Annotated in this window: 17 protein-coding genes; 7 read left to right on the forward strand and 10 right to left on the reverse strand. The window is 70.9% G+C overall.

Annotated features, from left to right (window positions below; genetic code table 11):
- Window positions 1-68: 68 nt before the first annotated feature.
- The 3 genes from OKJ99_RS41710 to OKJ99_RS41720 all read right to left on the reverse strand — a co-directional run bounded on the left by OKJ99_RS41710 (window position 69) and on the right by OKJ99_RS41720 (window position 3,856).
- Window positions 69-719, reverse strand: a complete 651-nt coding sequence (locus OKJ99_RS41710; RefSeq protein WP_326023854.1) for a hypothetical protein — start codon at window positions 717-719, stop codon at window positions 69-71.
- Window positions 720-844: 125 nt separating this feature from the next.
- A complete protein-coding gene (locus OKJ99_RS41715) occupies window positions 845-1,528 on the reverse strand; it encodes a GntR family transcriptional regulator (RefSeq protein ID WP_326023856.1) in 684 nt (227 codons plus the stop codon).
- 972 nt (window positions 1,529-2,500) lie between these two features.
- Entirely contained in the window at window positions 2,501-3,856 is a 1,356-nt protein-coding gene (locus tag OKJ99_RS41720) for an aspartate aminotransferase family protein (RefSeq protein WP_326023858.1), read from the reverse strand.
- Between the two features lie 165 nt (window positions 3,857-4,021).
- Between OKJ99_RS41720 and OKJ99_RS41725 the strand changes: the two genes are divergently transcribed.
- The 3 genes from OKJ99_RS41725 to OKJ99_RS41735 all read left to right on the forward strand — a co-directional run bounded on the left by OKJ99_RS41725 (window position 4,022) and on the right by OKJ99_RS41735 (window position 6,582).
- A complete protein-coding gene (locus OKJ99_RS41725; RefSeq protein ID WP_326023860.1) occupies window positions 4,022-4,528 on the forward strand; it encodes a hypothetical protein in 507 nt (168 codons plus the stop codon).
- A gap of 84 nt (window positions 4,529-4,612) precedes the next feature.
- Window positions 4,613-5,311, forward strand: a complete 699-nt coding sequence (locus tag OKJ99_RS41730; protein ID WP_326023862.1) for a response regulator transcription factor — start codon at window positions 4,613-4,615, stop codon at window positions 5,309-5,311.
- Entirely contained in the window at window positions 5,311-6,582 is a 1,272-nt protein-coding gene (locus OKJ99_RS41735; RefSeq protein WP_326023864.1) for a sensor histidine kinase, read from the forward strand. The genes OKJ99_RS41730 and OKJ99_RS41735 overlap by 1 nt, the downstream gene beginning before the upstream one ends.
- A gap of 57 nt (window positions 6,583-6,639) precedes the next feature.
- Here OKJ99_RS41735 and OKJ99_RS41740 read toward each other — a convergent pair whose 3' ends face one another.
- Both OKJ99_RS41740 and OKJ99_RS41745 read right to left on the reverse strand, forming a co-directional pair.
- Complete coding sequence (locus OKJ99_RS41740) at window positions 6,640-7,440, reverse strand: polyphosphate polymerase domain-containing protein (protein WP_326023866.1); 801 nt, start codon at window positions 7,438-7,440, stop codon at window positions 6,640-6,642.
- A complete protein-coding gene (locus OKJ99_RS41745; protein WP_326023868.1) occupies window positions 7,437-8,123 on the reverse strand; it encodes a DUF4956 domain-containing protein in 687 nt (228 codons plus the stop codon). Before OKJ99_RS41745 ends, OKJ99_RS41740 begins: the two co-directional genes overlap by 4 nt.
- Window positions 8,124-8,324: 201 nt before the next feature.
- On the opposite strand from OKJ99_RS41745, the gene OKJ99_RS41750 reads away from it, so the two are divergent.
- Window positions 8,325-10,076 (forward strand): serine/threonine-protein kinase, encoded by a 1,752-nt coding sequence (locus OKJ99_RS41750; protein WP_326024023.1) that lies wholly within the window; start codon window positions 8,325-8,327, stop codon window positions 10,074-10,076.
- A 33-nt stretch (window positions 10,077-10,109) separates the two neighbouring features.
- Here the strand turns inward: OKJ99_RS41750 and OKJ99_RS41755 are convergent, their stop codons facing one another.
- The 4 genes from OKJ99_RS41755 to OKJ99_RS41770 form a co-directional block, all read right to left on the reverse strand.
- Window positions 10,110-10,535 (reverse strand): PIN domain-containing protein, encoded by a 426-nt coding sequence (locus OKJ99_RS41755; RefSeq protein ID WP_326023870.1) that lies wholly within the window; start codon window positions 10,533-10,535, stop codon window positions 10,110-10,112.
- Entirely contained in the window at window positions 10,532-10,798 is a 267-nt protein-coding gene (locus OKJ99_RS41760) for a hypothetical protein (protein WP_326023872.1), read from the reverse strand. The genes OKJ99_RS41755 and OKJ99_RS41760 overlap by 4 nt, the downstream gene beginning before the upstream one ends.
- A gap of 121 nt (window positions 10,799-10,919) precedes the next feature.
- The gene (locus tag OKJ99_RS41765) at window positions 10,920-11,720 is read right to left on the reverse strand and encodes a hypothetical protein (protein WP_326023874.1); all 801 of its coding nucleotides are present in this window, start codon (window positions 11,718-11,720) and stop codon (window positions 10,920-10,922) included.
- Window positions 11,721-11,859: 139 nt separating this feature from the next.
- Window positions 11,860-12,201, reverse strand: coding sequence for a hypothetical protein (locus OKJ99_RS41770; protein WP_326023875.1), 342 nt, complete (start codon window positions 12,199-12,201; stop codon window positions 11,860-11,862).
- A 186-nt stretch (window positions 12,202-12,387) separates the two neighbouring features.
- Here OKJ99_RS41770 and OKJ99_RS41775 point away from each other — a divergent pair, with 186 nt between their 5' ends.
- From OKJ99_RS41775 to OKJ99_RS41785, 3 genes are all read left to right on the forward strand, one after another.
- Window positions 12,388-13,227 (forward strand): helix-turn-helix domain-containing protein, encoded by an 840-nt coding sequence (locus tag OKJ99_RS41775; RefSeq protein WP_326023876.1) that lies wholly within the window; start codon window positions 12,388-12,390, stop codon window positions 13,225-13,227.
- Complete coding sequence (locus OKJ99_RS41780) at window positions 13,224-13,463, forward strand: DUF397 domain-containing protein (RefSeq protein ID WP_326023877.1); 240 nt, start codon at window positions 13,224-13,226, stop codon at window positions 13,461-13,463. The genes OKJ99_RS41775 and OKJ99_RS41780 overlap by 4 nt, the downstream gene beginning before the upstream one ends.
- Before the next feature lie 245 nt (window positions 13,464-13,708).
- Window positions 13,709-14,224, forward strand: a complete 516-nt coding sequence (locus tag OKJ99_RS41785; RefSeq protein WP_326023878.1) for a hypothetical protein — start codon at window positions 13,709-13,711, stop codon at window positions 14,222-14,224.
- 233 nt (window positions 14,225-14,457) lie between these two features.
- Here OKJ99_RS41785 and OKJ99_RS41790 read toward each other — a convergent pair whose 3' ends face one another.
- Window positions 14,458-15,741: an adenylosuccinate synthase gene (locus tag OKJ99_RS41790; protein WP_326023879.1), complete on the reverse strand. Its 1,284-nt coding sequence runs from the start codon at window positions 15,739-15,741 to the stop codon at window positions 14,458-14,460.
- Between the last annotated feature and the right edge of the window lie 125 nt (window positions 15,742-15,866).

The following is a 15,866-nucleotide window of genomic DNA, read 5'->3' on the forward strand; positions in this document are numbered from 1 at the left end:
GGCGATTGAGCAGCGGGGTCCGGGGCGGAGCCCCGCGGCGTAGGCACGGCCCACCGCAACGATTCCGGTCAACTGAAGATCAGCATGGAGCTCTGCGCCAGACTCCGGGTAGCCGCCTGGTGCAGCCCCAGCCACACGTGCCGCTCCCGGGCGAACGGACTGTCATCCAGTGGCACCGCCGCCGCCGGCTCCTCCAGGGACGTCGGCGCGACCGGCGGAGCGGGCGGCTGCGGCGGATTGGCCGGGTCGATGCCGATCGCCGGGGCCACGAATTCCAGCTCCCGGAGCAGCGCGTGCGACGAGCCCAACGGGCCGCCTCCCGCCAGGAGTTCGTCGTTGGAGAGCGGTTCGGGGAAGTCCACGGGAACGTACGCGCCCGCGTGGTCGTAATGCCAGACCAGGTGGGAACTCTGGGCCGTCGACTCGAACATTTCCAGCAACTGCTCGTAGTCACCGCCCAGTTCGTCGACCGGCGTCACGGCGAGGCCACAGATCTGCAGGAGGTACGCCCGGCGCAGGAAGTGCAGCGCGTCGTAGTCGAAGCCCGCGATCGGGGCCACGTCCCCGGACAGGCCCGGCATGTACGCGTGCACCGGCACCGGTGGCAGCCCTGCCTCGTTCAACGCTTTGTCGTAGAGCGCGAGTTCGTCGGCGAACGGATTGTCGGGGCTGTGGCACAGCACGTCGACCAGGGGGACGAGCCACAGGTCACAGGCCAAGGGGGCTCCTCAGTGCTCCGGAGTGCTCCGGTGCGTTGGACGGTATCGGCGTCGTAGCCAGGGTAGTGCGATGCGGGGCAGGGTTGACCTGTCTTGCGCCTACCCGTTGCCCCCGTTCCACCCGCTCACCTGCCCGTCAGAGCCTCGATCAAGGAGAGCGAGTCGTTGTTGTACGAGGCAATGAGCGCGTGCGCGGCATCGGGGTCGCGGTTCACGAGCGCGTCGACCAGCTCGCAGTGGCCCGCCCACAGCCGGCCCCTGAGGTCGCCCGCGGCACGCAGGTGCGGGACCGCGCACATCCAGGACTGGACGCGCAGCCGGTGGAAGAAGTCGGAGAGGTACGGGTTTCCGAAGAGGGCGGAGAGCTCGCGCCAGAAACGCAGGTCGTAGCCGATGAGCACGTTCAGGTCACCGGCTCCCGCCGCGCGGGACGCCTCCTCGCCGCGGCGGCGGACCCCGGCGAGGTCCACGGCGGTCCGCGGGGCGCGGGACGGGTCGTCGGCGAGGCCGCGGAAGATTCCGTCCGCGACGAGGCTGCGGGCCTCGATCATCGCCCGGTAGTCCGCGAACGAGTACTCGTGGACGCGGAAGCCGCGGTGCTGCGCGGAGTCGAGGAGCCCCTGGGCGCTCAGGTCGACGAGGGCCTCGCGGACGGGGGTGGCCGACACCCCGTATCCCTCGGCGATCTCCTTGACGGTGAATTCCTGGCCGGGGCTGAGGCGTCCCGCCAGGATCTCGTCGCGCAGCGCGTCCGCGATCTGCTGGCGCAGGGTGGAGCGGGTGACGGCGGGGCCGTCAGATACGGGCACGGATCGGGTCCCCCGGTTCGGCTGGCGTGGTCGTGCGATCTGGTGTGGCTGGTCAGGTTACGCCTGCGGGTGCCGGGGCGGGGGTGGGGTTGGCGCCCATGGTGATGGGTGCGCGGCACCGGGGTGCCGGGGCTTTGCCGGGGTTGGAGCCTGGCGTGACGGTGCGCGGCACCGGAGTTCCGGCCCTGCCGGGGCCGACGCCCACGGTGACCGATGCACGGCACCGGGGTTCCAGGGCTTCGCCGGGGCCGACGCCCCCGGTGACGGTGCACGGCACCAGGGTGCCGGGGCTTTGCCGGGGTTGGCGCCTGCCGTGACGGTGCACGGCACCGGCCCTTCTCCGGCTGCGCCGGCCCGCTCATCTCCCACCCACCCGCCCCCTCCGGGGGCTCCCACCCCGAGCGGGGTGGTGCCTGGCGCGCCGCGCCGAGGGGTCTGGTCTGTGTCGGCGGCGGCGTCCGTCGTGATGAGTGCGCAGCACCTGGCGCCGCCCAAGCCAGTGACGGTCGACCGTCACTGGCGCGGCGAGCCGTGCTTGGTGCCGTTTGTGCGGGGCGGCGGATTGCCCGGAGTCGGGGGCCGCACCGGGGTGCCCGAGACGGGGTGGCGCCCCGGCGGGCCGGAGCCCCCGGAGGGGGCGGGAGGGTGGGAGATGGGCGAGGAAACCAGGCCGTGCACCGGGCACCCGAACCTGGCACTGAGCCAAGCACCGGACACCCGGACCAGACACTGAGCCAAGCACCCGGCACCCGGACCGGCACCGGGCCAAGCACCCGGCACCCGGACCAGACACCGGGCCAAGCACCGGACACCCGGGCCCAGCACCGGGCCAAGCACCCGGCACCCGGACCGACACCGGGCCAAGCACCCGACACCCGGACCAGACACCGAGCCAAGCACCCGACACCCGGACCAGACACCGAGCCAAGCACCCGACACCCGGCCACACCCCGGCGCCCGGTCACCCAATTGTCACGCCACGTGTTCGTCCGCCACAGCCAGCGCAGCGTCCAACGCCGAGAGGCCCTCCTTGGCCTCCGATTCCGTGATGTTGAGGGCCGGGACGACGTGGGTGCGGTTCATGTTGATGAAGGGCCAGAGGCCGTTGGCCTTGGCGGCGGCGCCGAACGCGGCCATCGGGGCGTTCGCCTCGCCCGCGGCGTTGTACGGGACGAGGGGCTCCCGCGTGGAGCGGTCACGTACGAGCTCCAGGGCCCAGAACATGCCGACGCCACGCACCTCGCCCACCGACGGGTGCCGCTCGGCCAGATCGCGCAGGGCCGGCTCGACGACCTCGGAGCCCAGCTTCGCCGCGTGCTCGATGATGCCCTCCTCCTCCATCACGTTGATGGTGGCGACGGCCGCCGCGCAGGCCAGCGGGTGCCCCGAGTACGTCAGGCCACCCGGGTACGGCCGCTTCGCGAACGTCTCGGCGATCGCGGAGGAGATCGCCACGCCGCCCAGCGGGACGTAACCCGAGTTCACGCCCTTCGCGAAGGTCAAGAGGTCCGGCGTCACGTCGTAGAGGTCGGCCGCGAACCACTTGCCCGTACGACCGAAGCCCGCCATGACCTCGTCGAGGATGAAGACGATGCCGTAGCGGTCGCAGAGTTCGCGGACGCCCGCGAGGTAGCCCTTCGGCGGGAGCATGATGCCCGCCGTGCCCGGCACCGTCTCCAGGATGATCGCCGCGATGGTCTGCGGACCCTCGAACTGGATCGTGGACTCCAGGTGCTCGAGCGCGCGCTCGCACTCCTGCTCCTCCGTCTCCGCGTAGAAGCGGGAGCGGTACAGGAAGGGCGCCCAGAAGCGGACGACGCCCGCGGTGCCGGTGTCGCTGGCCCAGCGGCGCGGGTCACCCGTCGCGTTGATGGCCTGCTGGGTGCCGCCGTGGTACGAGCGGTACGCGGAGAGCACCTTCGGGCGGCCCGTGTGCAGGCGGGCCAGCCGCAGGGCGTGCTCGACGGCGTCGGCGCCCGCGTTGGTGAAGAAGATCTTGTCGAGGTCGCCGGGAGTGCGCTCGGCGATGAGGCGTGCGGCCTCGGAACGCGACTCGATGGCGAAGGCCGGGGCGAAGGTCGTCATCTTCCCGGCCTGCTCCTGGATCGCCGCGACGACCTTCGGGTGCTGGTACCCGATGTTCGTGTAGACGAGGCCGGAGGTGAAGTCGAGGTAGCGGTTTCCTTCGTAGTCCCAGAAGTAGGAGCCTTCGGCACCGGCGACGGCCAGCGGGTCGATCAGCTCCTGTGCCGACCAGGAGTGGAAGACGTGCTTGCGGTCCGCGGCCTTCACGGCGGCGCCGACCTGGGGATTCGGCTGAGGGGTCATGGGGCCGAGGGTAAAGGGGCGCCGCACCGGCACACCATCGGCGTCCTGTCTGTGGGACGCCGATGAACCCGACAACCTGTCGCCCCGACCGTCGCGTCCGTTCCCGGACCCGTCCTGAGCTGCTTTTAGCGTGGCGTTAGGAAACCGTCGTGCAGGCTGGTCGGCATGAGACAGCCGATCGCGCACCGCTGGCGCAACGTTGCAGTGACCGCGGCCTGGGTCGCCGTGGGGACGGCCGCGGGCGCCCTCGGCGCCTGGCAGCTGGCGGGCACAGACGCGAACGCCGGGACCGGCACGCACGGCCATCCGCTCGACGACGCCGCGGTGCACCGTGCCCTGGCCTCCGCGCAGGCCTCGACGCCCCGCGCCGACACCACGTCCGCCACCCCGTCCCCCGCCGACCAGCGCCGCACGCTCCGCTTCACGGGCGGCTCCGCGACGGTCGAGTGCGGGGCGGACGGCAGCGTCTACCTGGTGTCGTGGAGCCCGTCGGACGGCTACGAGATCGATGGCGACGACGTCGTACGCGGTCCGGGCCGCGTGGCCCGGCTGGAGGCGGAGCCCTCCGACGACGATGACGGCCCCGACCGGCACTACGAGATCCGGTGTTCGGCGGGCTCGGGCACGCCCCGGGCCGTCCTGGTCCCCGACCGCGACGATGACGACGACTGACGACTGACGAGGAATGACTGACGAGGAATGACGTCGGCAGGACCCGGCCGGGGGCCCTCCACCACACCCACATACGGTGATCAAATGCCCCATCTCCTCGTCGTCGAAGATGATCCCGCCCTGCGGAACGCCCTGGTCCGCGCCCTGCGCGACCGCGGCCACGCCGTCGCCACCGCGGCCACCGGCATGGCCGGCCTCGACGCCGCCGTCACCGACCGGCCCGATCTGGTCGTGCTCGACCTCGGCCTGCCCGATGTCGACGGCGCCCGAATACTCCGGATGCTGCGCGCGGTGAGCGACGTACCGGTGATCGTGGCGACGGCCCGCGACGAGGAGGGCGAGATGGTCGCGGTGCTCGGGGACGGGGCCGACGACTACATCGTGAAACCGTTCGGCGCGGCCCAGTTGGACGCCCGGATCAAGGCGGTGCTGCGCCGCCTCGGGCTGCCCGACGACGCCGACGAACCGCTCACGGTCGGCGGGCTCGTGATCACGCCCGCGTCCCGCGAGGTCACCCTCGACGGGCAGCCGCTCGACCTCACGCCCCGCGAGTTCGACCTGCTCGCCCATCTCGCCCACCGGCCGGGACAGGTCGTCTCGCGCCGCGAGCTGCTCGCCGAGGTGTGGCAACAGCCGCTGGGCGGCGCCGACAAGACGGTCGACGTCCATCTGTCGTGGCTCAGAAGGAAATTGGGCGAGTCGGCCCAGTCGCCGCGCTATCTGCACACCGTACGCACGGTGGGTGTGAAGCTGATGGCTCCCGACGACCGGGCGGCGTCGTAGTGCGCCGCACCCTGCTGCTGCTCACCGCCGCCACCACCGCCCTCGTCCTCACCGCGCTGCTCGTCCCGCTGACCCTGCTGACCCGCAGCCACGCCGCGGACCGGACGACCGCCGAGGCGACGGCGCGCGCCCAGTGGGTGGCCGCCGCGATGGGCCCCTCGCTGCACAGCCCGGACGAGCGGGCGGGCGCGGAACAGGCGGTGGAGAGCGTCAACTCGCCCTCCCAGCCCGATACTTCCCTCGTCTTCGCCGACGGCCACGTCATCGGCGCCCCGACCGCCGTCACCGACGCCGTACGCCTCGCGCGGGCGGGGCGCGCGTTCACGTACGAGCCGCCGGGCGGGGGGCGTCAGGTCCTGGTGCCGGTGCAGGGCGCGGAGGGCGGCACGGCCGTCGTCCAGGTGAGCCTGACCAACCGGCAGCTGTACGACGGGGTGCTCTCGTCGTGGCTCACGCTGGTCGGCATCGGGCTCGGCCTCGTACTCATCGGGCTGCTGCTCGCGGACCGGCTCGGGGCGCGGCTCGTCGGGGCGGCACGCGCGCTGGCCGGGACGGCGGACCGGCTCGCCGGCGGCGATCTCACCGCCCGCGCCGAACCCCAGGGGCCGCCGGAACTGCGCTCCGTGGCCGGCGAGCTGAACCACCTCGCCGGCCGCATCGACGAGCTGCTCACCGCCGAGCGGGAGAACGCGGCCGACCTCGCGCACCGGCTGCGCACCCCCGTCGCGGCGCTCCGCCTGGACGCGGAGGGGCTGCGGGACGCGGAGGAGGCGGAGCGGATCGCGGCGGGGGTCGCGGAGCTCGAACTGGGCGTGGACGAGGTCATCCGCAAGGCGCGCAAGCCGCTCCGCGATACGGCGGGCGCGGACCTTGCGGCGGTCACCCGGGACCGGGCGGCGTTCTGGGAGCCGCTCGCCACGGATCAGGCGCGGGACCTGGACGTGTCGGTGCCCGATGCGCCGGTGCCGGTGCCCGTGCCGGAGGACGAGCTGGTCGCGGCGCTCGACGCGTTGATCGGCAACGTGCTGGACCACACTCCGCAGGGCGTCGGCTTCCGGGTCTCCGTCCGGGCGGAGGGCTCCGCCGTGGAGCTGGTGGTCGCGGACGACGGTCCCGGGATCCCGCCGGAGGCCGAGACGCGGGGCTCCAGCGGGGGTGGGTCCACGGGTCTCGGCCTCTCGATCGTGCGTCGCACGGCGGAGGAGACCGGGGGCGACGTCTCCTTCGGAAACGGGGGGCCGGGCGCGACCGTCACGCTGCGGTGGCATTGACCCGTACCGCGGTTGCGGCCTCGGGGCTCTGCCCCGGGACCGGGCGCCGGTGCCGCGTCACACGGTCGACGGCCGGGGAAACGCTTCCCGGACCGCTCGGGACCAGCGGTTCACGCCCAACTCCGGGCGCAGCGCGGCGAACCCCCCGCAGTACTTCGTGAACTCGGCCGCCCGCACCCCGAACCGGTGCAGCACCCGGTCCGCCTCGGTCAGCGACCCCCGCGTCTTCGTCTCCACCAGCACAAGCCCACCGTCCGCCCGGACCGTCCGCCCGTCGGAGAGGTCCCGCACCACGAGCCCGGCGTCACACGTGATCCGCTGCCCGTCGGCGACGAACGTGGCGCGCTGGTAGTCCGTGACCAGCGAGGGTTCGAGCCCCTCCGGCGCCTCGATCCCGTACGCCCCACCGAGCACACCGGCGAGAAAGCCCTGCTGCGCGGCGTCGAGCGGCCGCTCCTCGCCCTCCAGCCTGCGACGGTGCTTGACCGTCTCGCCCCGCCCGTTCTTGAGCTTGATCTCGAACTGCCGCTCCCCCGTGTCCTGGTAGAGCCGCTCACGGATCTTGTAGCGGAGCCGCCGCCCCTGCCGGTGGTCGTGGTACGTGCGCAGGTCGGTGGTGTCGTAGTAGGTCGATCTGTATGAGAACCAGCGCCGGCCGTTCACCGAGAGCGAGCGGAAGGGGCCCTCCGGGCGCCGCGGGTCGGTCAGCAGCGCCGCGAAGTCCTCGAAGACCTCCACCGGTACCAGGTAACTGTTGTCGTAGCGGGCCAACAGCTCTGCCCTGTTGTTCAGTTCATCGAGCGACAACGGCTTGGCGGCGAGTGCGGCGCGCCCGATGGCGCGTACGGCGGGGATCACACGGTCTCCTGGTGATAGGCGGCTGCGGTCTTCGTCGTACTGCGAGGCTCATGACGGTCATGAGCGCCCTTGTGGGTACGGGAGGTACGTATGGGCGCCTCCGATCGTTCCCGTGCCTCCGGCTGCCGGAATCGAACTTCCACAACCATCAGGTCGCGTACGTAGTCGATCTCCTGCACGGTCCAACCATGGGGCCGCCCCACGCGCCTCGCCAGTTCGGCCCGCAGCGCGTCCTCGTCGACGTACACGGCGTCGAGCGTGACGACGGCCCGGCGGTCACGGGCGTACAGACGCGGATGGTCGGCCACGTAGACGACCACGAGCAGCAGCGCGGCGAGCGCGGCGGTCACCCCGAGGCCGAGTGCGCGCAGCCCGCACAGCAGCCCGAGGACCAGCGTCACGAAGTAGTACGCCACTTCCTGGTGCCGCAGCGCGTCCGAGCGCAGCCGCACGATCGACAACACCCCGAACAGGCCGAAGCCCAGGGCTAGCCCGCCGCCCTTGCCGACCTCGCCGAGCGCGGCGACGACCGCGAACAGGGCGACGTTCAGCGCGAGATACGCGGGCACCAGCTCACGCCTGCGATGCCGCGGGTAGAAGATGCCGAAGGTCAGCAGGGTCACGGCGAGCAGATCGAGGCCGAGATGGGCGCCGAGCTCCGCCACAGGTGGGAGGTTGTCCATGGCCACGACGTTACGAACGGTCGGGTTAACGCCGCGCTTGGTGACAGTTAACGATCGGCGTCAACGTATCCGCGTCACCATTCGTCAACGTACGTCGACGAACGGAACCGTTGAGCCCGCGAGACGCCTCTCTGTCGTATGTCCGCACTATTCTCATTTCGTTGCACACATACCGGGGGAGGGTGGCGCGACATGGAGGGTATGCAGAACATCGGCGCGTACCGACTGCTCGGCCGGCTCGGCGCGGGCGGCATGGGCGAGGTGTACCTCGCGCGCTCGGAGCGCGGTCGCACGGTCGCCGTGAAGGTGGTGCGGGAAGAGCTCGCGGAGCAGGAGGAGTTCAGGAACCGGTTCCGGCAGGAAGTGGCGGCCGCACGGCGGGTCGGCGGCGCGTGGACGGCTCCGGTGCTCGACGCGGACACGGACGCGGACATTCCCTGGGTGGCCACCGGGTACGTCGCGGGCCCCAGCCTTCAGCAGGTCGTCTCGCACGACTACGGCGCGCTGCCCGAGCGCTCGGTCCGCATCCTCGCGGGCGGGCTCGCGCACGCGCTCAAGGACATCCACGCGGCGGGCATCATCCACCGCGACCTCAAACCGTCGAACGTGCTGATCACCATCGACGGTCCGCGCGTCATCGACTTCGGCATAGCGCGCGCCCTGGAGACGGTGACCGACGGCGGGCTCACCCGCACCGGGGCCCTGGTCGGCTCCCCCGGGTTCATGGCGCCCGAGCAGGTCCGCGGCGACCGGATCACCCCGGCGTGCGACGTGTTCTGTCTGGGGTCGGTGCTCGCCTACGCGGCGTCGGGGCAACTGCCGTTCCGGACGACCAACAGCGGGGTGCACGCCCTGATGTACCGCATCGCGGAGGAGCCGCCCGAGCTGACGGAGCTGCCCGAGGGCCTCCAGGAGCTGGTCCGCGACTGTCTGCACAAGCAGCCCGGCGACCGCCCCACGCTCGACGAGATACTCGAACGGACCGGCGTGGACGACACCCTGGGCGACACCGGCCGCACCCGCGACCCATGGCTTCCGGGCGCTCTCGTCGCCCAACTCGCGCGCCACGCGGCGAAGTTACTCGACACGGAGAACCCGGAGCGCACGGCCCGGCCTCCCTCGCCCGCGCCACCACCGCCCGGCACGCCCGCCGCGGCCTCGCTGAACCACCTGCCGACCGTGATCTCCCACGAAACGCCGGCGACCCCGCCGCCCGCACCAGCGCCCGCGCCCGCGCCGCAGTACGGCTATCCGCACCCCTCTCAGCCTCAGCCGCTGCCCCAGCAGCCCACCTACGGTTATCCGCCCGGCGGTTGGGTCCGGACCCCGCCCTACGGCCCACCGCCTCCCGAGCCCCCACGTCGCAACCGCTCCACCCCGGCGCTCATCGTGGTCGCGCTGGTCGTGGCGCTCGGGGCGGGCGGTTCGGTGTACGCCTTGATGAACGGCAAGGACAAGCCGTCCGGCCGGGCCGACGACAAGGTCTCCGCCACGTCCGCGACCTCCCCCGCCGCGTCCGACCCGAGCCCCCCGAGTTCCCCGAGCCCCCCGAGCCAGGAGGCGCCCTCGACCCAGGAGGAGTCCCCGCGGTCCGCCGCGGGTGACATACCGACCACGTTCCTCGGCACGTGGGAGGGCGCCATCGACAACGCCAACGGCCACCACCCGCGCAGCATCACGCTCCAGCAGGGCTCGTCCGGCGACACGGTCTTCTCCCTGACGGCGGACGGCTACCAGAAGGACGGCGCCCCCTACCACTGCGTGTTCCAGGGCCAGTTGGAGTCGGCGACGTCCTCCACCGTCCGGATCGGCCCCACCGACCCCACGACCGCCCAGCCGAGCGGCGCCTGCAACCCGGGCGAACCGAGCACGATCACCCTCACGCCCGGCGGCGAGCTGAAGCGGGTCATGTCGGGGGGCGAGGCGCCGGTGACGTACGACAGGACGGGCTGAGGGCGAGGCACGCGCCTCGCCCTCGACCCCGGGTTACTCGACGACGCGGATCGTGCGGATCGCTGTACCTCGGTAGCGGTCCGGCGTCCGAGTGAGGACGGGGCGCCCACGTGGCCACTCGAAAGTGGGCCGCGCCAGGTGCAGCACGTGGGCACCGCTCCAGTCGGCCTCGGTCTCCCCTTCGCTCTTGTCGCGCAGCCACTTGCCCACGGCGACGGCCGCCGCGAAGTCGAGCCCTTCGACGCTCACGGACGACAGCGCCCCGACGTGCTCGGCGAGCCCAGCGCGCTCCCGTTCGGCGGAGGCGAGGCTGACGGCCGCGATGTAGACCCGTAGCGTCGGATCCTTCTCGGCCTCCACGACCAGCCGCGAGGCCATTCGGTTGCCTGCCCCCAGGGCCAACGCCGCCGTATCGTCGAAGATCACGGCACGCGGAAGCGGGTACTTGTCCTCGCTCACTGAATCTCCCCGACGCGCCCGGCCTCGATGTCTGCCCAGAGCCGCTCGCCGGCCCGCTCGTCCTCTTCCGTGTACGGCCCGCCGAGGAAGTGCTCCTCGACGTACGCCCGGGTCTCCTCGTACCGCTTGCGCAGCTCTTCCTTGGTCGGCGTGGCCCCGGCCAGCTCGGCCACGAGGTCGCGCATGGTCACCCCACGCTCCTTGGCCAGCTCCATCAGGCGGTCACGGACGGCGGGGTCGACCTTGATCGTGGTGTCAGCCATGAGCACAGTATACCGCCGGTATACCGTCTCGGGGCGCACGAGTGCGATGGTCACGACACTCCTCTCTCTCGGTAACCGGTCGCGCGGACGCGCGGCCGGGAGTTCTGGTGCGGAGTCGGGCCTACGCGAGTGCGGGTCGCCCGCGCATCGCGGCGCGCACCCGCGCGGCGCCGCGCGTGGCGGCCTCCCGGAACCCGGCCTCACCGGGCCGCCGCACCTCAACGGGCGCCTCAGGACCCGCACTCGCCGCCACGGGCCGCTTCCTGATCAACCGGTCCTCGACGATCGCGGCGGCCGAGTACATCCGCCGAGGCAGCCCCTGCGTCAACGCGGCCCGGATCTGCCCATTGCTCGCCCCCGCTTCCCACCACTCCTCGACGAGCGGCGCGAGCCGTACCGCCTCCGCCGCGCCGAGTACGAGCCGAGGCTCGACCCGCCCCAACTCGGCGAGGAGCCGCGCGGCGGGCCCGACCGCCACCGCCGCCACTTCCGGCTCCGCCGGGCGGGAGGGAGGTACTTGTACCCCGGTTCTTTCTCCCGAAGGGAGAGAGCCCGACGGCCGGGCGGGCGACACACCGGAGGCCCGGTTTCGGACTTTTTCCGGCTCACCCGACGGGGTCTCGTTCTCGTACGGGGTGTCGAACACCTCGTACATGGTGGAGAGTTGCCCCGTCTCGCGGTCCTTCCGGACCACCCTCCGCAGATACCGCGATTCCTCCAGCTCACGCAGGGCAGCGGCGATCCTCATCCGCCCTTCCTTGCGCTGCTCGGCGAGCGAGCGGACGGTGGCGCGGGCGCCGTCGGGGAGGCTGACGAGGTACATCAGTACGCCTGCCGCGCACCAGGAGATGCTGCGGTCGCGGAGCAGAGAGTTCGCGAAGACGGTGAAGGCGCGCGTCGGCGTCGTACGATGAATACGCATGGGGAGGGCTGTACTCCTGATGTCGAGCCCCCGGGTGTTGGCGCACCGCGGGGGCGTTCTTATTGCGGTGAATCTAGCGGTACGCAAAAGGCGCTTTGCAAGCCGAAAGCGGCTTTTCCCAGGTGGGAGTTGACGATGTTCACCCCTGGGAGTGAAGGGCGGCGCAGAGCAGCCGGGCGTGCACGAAATGCCCGTCGCCATCCGGCTCGTGACGCCAACTCAGTGGCCAGGTAACCCCTTTGGTCGCCGGAATCGGCACGTACGCGATGCGGCCCGGACCAGCCGCGAGCGTTGTGACACCCGCAGGCCACGACTTGTACGACGTGCTGCCGACCGGCACCAGGAAGTACATGGGCCGGGCCCCGTTCGCCTGCTCGACGACCGGGCCGGGGTCGCCACCGGTCAGCTCCGCGAGCCGGTCGGCGACGCGGCGGCCCCGGTCGCCGTCCACGCGGACGGCGTCGAACTGGATGCCGGCCATACGGAGTTGGAACCCGGTGTGTGGGATCCACCCACAGTTCTGCTCACTTTGCGTGTTCACGGTTTGAGGTAAGCGGGCCCTGGACACTTTCGTCCATGACTCTGCGTAACTGGTTGAGGGCGGTTGAATGCGAACCGTGTCCGGTTGAGTTCGGTTGATTTCGCATCTGCTCCGGGGGTGGCCGCGATGGCACGGGCCGAGAACAAGGACGAGGCGGGTGGCGTGGCCTATCTCGTCGCCTCACTGACGAAGGCGTTGCGTATGCAACACAACTTGTCTCAGGAGCAGCTGGGACAGCGGATCGGCTACACGGCGGCAGCCATCAGCGCCGTCGAGACCTGCGCCCAGCCCGCGAGCGACGACATGCTCGTGAAACTGGAGGAATCCATCGGGTCGGGACTCGGCGTGTTCCAGAAGGCGCGGGAGTACGTACTGCTGGACAAGTACCCGCGTCAGTTCCGGGACTTCGCGCGCCTGGAAGCGCAAGCAGTGACGTTGTCGTCGTACCAGACCTATGTGGTGCACGGCTTGTTCCAGACACGGGGGTACGCACACGCTCTCATCGGTGGCGGCCACCCCAGGCTGCCCGAGAGCAAAGTGAAGGAACTGGTCGAAGCCCGCCTCGCTCGCCGGGCGCTCTTCGACCGCGACCCCACCGCGCTGATCGAGCTGATCGTCGACGAGGCCGTACTGCGTCGGCCATTCGGCGATTGGGAATCGATGAGGGGGCAGCTCCACTCACTCGTCAAGGACTCCCGGAGGCACAATGTGAGCGTCCAAGTAATGCCGTTGGAGCGAGGATTGCGCGGCGACCACGCGGGAGTTCGCGGCGACATGACGCTGGTGGAGACCCGGGAACACCGGCACGTCGTCTACATGGAGATCGAGGACGAAAGCATCCTCGTCAGCAATCCCGCCAAGGCGTCCCAACTCGCCCATCGCTATGCGAAGATCCGCTCGCAGGCGCTCAGCCCGGACGACTCGCTGCGCCTCATCGAGCGGTTGGCAGGAGAGAGGCAGGGATGAGCGGCAGCGCACTCCACTGGTTCAAGTCGAGCTACAGCAACGACAGCGGCGGCGAGTGCCTCGAAGTCGCCCATGCCTGGCGCAAGTCCACGTACAGCGACGGCGGCGGCGGACAGTGCCTCGAAGTCGCCGGTTGCCCGCATGCCGTGCACGTTCGTGATTCCAAGGCCCCCGGCCTGCCCCACCTGGTCGTGCCCGGTGGGTCTTGGGGGCGGTTCGTGGCGTGGGTGCGGTGACACGGATCGCCCGCCCAACCACACCCCCACCCAGAAAAATGTCGCACTGACACGTGCCCCTGCGACACTTTTCTGGGCTCACACCTTCGGGCGGCCCGGAACGCGACCGGCCCGCGCCCGCCGCAAAGCGCGCGAGGCTGCTCGCCATGCTGCCGAACCAGGATCGACGCCGAGCGGGACCGCCCAGTGCCACCGCTGTCTACCGTGCCGTCATCGAGGTCATGGGTGAGAGCGGTCCTCGCCGTGTGCCTCGCGTGCGGGTCGCGGAACTCGCCCTCACCGACCGCCAGTTCCTGCGCAGGAACTGGCCTCACGCCGACACCCTGACCCGCTTGTCCGCGGAGGTCGAGCTGGACCGTGTGCTGAACGGCGTGGCCGCCCGCGTCGGACACCTCGGCCCACCCGACCCGGTGTGCTGCCTCGCGGAGACGCTGGTGCTCGCCACGCGACGGGTGCGCGAGCATCCAGTGACCCGGGCGACCGCACGTACCGCCCCGGAACTGCTGAGCTCAGCCCTGGTCTGCTGGGAGAGCACGTTGCACGCCAGAGCCTGGAACTGGCTGCGCTCCCAGGTCCACTGTTTGGGGCCCGAGCGGCGGGCACAGGCCGAGGCGCTCACGTACCAGCTGTTCGCGGCCGCACTGCCGTTCGCCCTCGGGCAGGCTCCGCCGGGGGACGGCCTTCAGGACCGCATCGACGAACGCGTTCGTGCCGTCACCCACCTCTGCCTGACCGGTGTCGCAGACTGCGCTCTGCACTGAGTCGCGGGCGCGCACGGCGAGGTCGTGGCGACGGCCACGGTCGATGGCGACAGCGGCCACTGCGAGTGGGAGAGCAGGCTCGCCGCGATCGAGCCCGCGGACTACCGCGAAGCGGGCCCGTCCAAGACGTTTCGCCTCGACGGCCTACCGCCGCTCCAAGAACTGAACCGGTCCCGACAAGCCGAACGCCCCGGCCCGCCGAAGCGGGCCGGGGCGCACAAGCCGGGAACGGCCTACAGGAACGAGTTGACCTGGATCGTCTCGTCGCGGCCGGGGCCGACGCCGATCGCCGAGATCGGGGCGCCGGACATTTCCTCCAGCGCCTTGACGTAGTCCTGCGCGTTCTTGGGGAGGTCCGCGAAGGTCTTGGCCTTCGTGATGTCCTCCGACCAGCCCGGCAGGTACTCGTAGACCGGCTTCGCGTGGTGGAAGTCGGTCTGCGAGTACGGGAGCTCCTCGACGCGCTTGCCGTCGATCTCGTACGCGACGCAGACGGGGATCTGCTCCCAGCCGGTGAGCACGTCGAGCTTCGTCAGGAAGAAGTCGGTGAGGCCGTTGACGCGCGTCGCGTAGCGGGCGATCACCGCGTCGAACCAGCCGCAGCGACGGTCGCGGCCGGTGGTGACACCGCGCTCGCCACCGATGCGGCGCAGGTCCTCGCCGTCCTGGTCGAAGAGCTCCGTCGGGAACGGGCCCGCGCCGACACGCGTCGTGTAGGCCTTGAGGATGCCGATGACGCGGCTGATCTTCGTCGGGCCGACACCCGCACCCGTGCAGGCGCCGCCCGCGGTCGGGTTCGACGACGTCACGAAGGGATACGTGCCGTGGTCGATGTCGAGGAGCGTGCCCTGGCCGCCCTCGAACAGGACGACCTTGTCCTCGTCGAGCGCGTCGTTGATCACCAGGGTGGTGTCGGCGACGTAGCCCTTGATCTTGTCGGCGTAGCCGAGCAGCTCCTCGACGACCTGCTGCGCCTCGATGGCGCGGCGGTTGTAGAGCTTCGTCAGGAGCTGGTTCTTGACCTCAAGAGCCGCCTCGACCTTCTGGGTGAGGATCGACTCGTCGTAGAGGTCCTGAACGCGGATGCCGACGCGGTTGATCTTGTCCGCGTAGGTCGGGCCGATACCGCGGCCGGTCGTACCGATCTTGCGCTTGCCGAGGAAGCGCTCGGTGACCTTGTCCACCGTCACGTTGTACGGCGTGATGATGTGAGCGTTGCCGCTGAGCAGGAGCTTCGACGTGTCGACGCCGCGCTCGTTCAGACCGCTCAGCTCGGAGAGCAGGACCGACGGGTCGACGACGACACCGTTTCCAATGACCGGTGTGCACTCCGGCGAGAGGATTCCGGAAGGGAGGAGATGCAGCGCGTACTTCTGGTCGCCTACGACAACCGTGTGGCCGGCATTGTTACCGCCCTGGTAGCGCACTACATAGTCCACGGATCCACCGAGCAGGTCGGTGGCCTTTCCCTTGCCTTCGTCACCCCACTGAGCACCGAGCAGCACAAGTGCGGGCACAGGCGTACACCCCTTCCGGGCGGGGCATGTCCAAGGTCAGGGGCCGTGGCCGCGACTTTGCGGCCTGCCTTCGTGAGCCTTGGGGTGCCCCGGAATAGACCAAGCCCCTGGCGCAATAGCGCAAG

The sequence above is a fragment of the Streptomyces endophyticus genome (assembly GCF_035798155.1).
Taxonomy (GTDB): Bacteria; Actinomycetota; Actinomycetes; order Streptomycetales; family Streptomycetaceae; genus Streptomyces; species Streptomyces endophyticus.

Excerpts from the sequence above, each read along its gene's own strand:
- OKJ99_RS41725 (WP_326023860.1), top strand. The coding sequence starts at position 4,022 with ATGAGACAGCCGATCGCGCACCGCTGGCGCAACGTTGCAGTGACCGCG.
- OKJ99_RS41770 (WP_326023875.1), bottom strand. The coding sequence starts at position 12,201 with ATGGCCGGCATCCAGTTCGACGCCGTCCGCGTGGACGGCGACCGGGGC.
- OKJ99_RS41720 (WP_326023858.1), bottom strand. The coding sequence starts at position 3,856 with ATGACCCCTCAGCCGAATCCCCAGGTCGGCGCCGCCGTGAAGGCCGCG.
- OKJ99_RS41750 (WP_326024023.1), top strand. The coding sequence starts at position 8,325 with ATGCAGAACATCGGCGCGTACCGACTGCTCGGCCGGCTCGGCGCGGGC.
- OKJ99_RS41775 (WP_326023876.1), top strand. The coding sequence starts at position 12,388 with ATGGCACGGGCCGAGAACAAGGACGAGGCGGGTGGCGTGGCCTATCTC.
- OKJ99_RS41780 (WP_326023877.1), top strand. The coding sequence starts at position 13,224 with ATGAGCGGCAGCGCACTCCACTGGTTCAAGTCGAGCTACAGCAACGAC.
- OKJ99_RS41730 (WP_326023862.1), top strand. The coding sequence starts at position 4,613 with ATGCCCCATCTCCTCGTCGTCGAAGATGATCCCGCCCTGCGGAACGCC.
- OKJ99_RS41760 (WP_326023872.1), bottom strand. The coding sequence starts at position 10,798 with ATGGCTGACACCACGATCAAGGTCGACCCCGCCGTCCGTGACCGCCTG.
- OKJ99_RS41765 (WP_326023874.1), bottom strand. The coding sequence starts at position 11,720 with ATGCGTATTCATCGTACGACGCCGACGCGCGCCTTCACCGTCTTCGCG.
- OKJ99_RS41745 (WP_326023868.1), bottom strand. The coding sequence starts at position 8,123 with ATGGACAACCTCCCACCTGTGGCGGAGCTCGGCGCCCATCTCGGCCTC.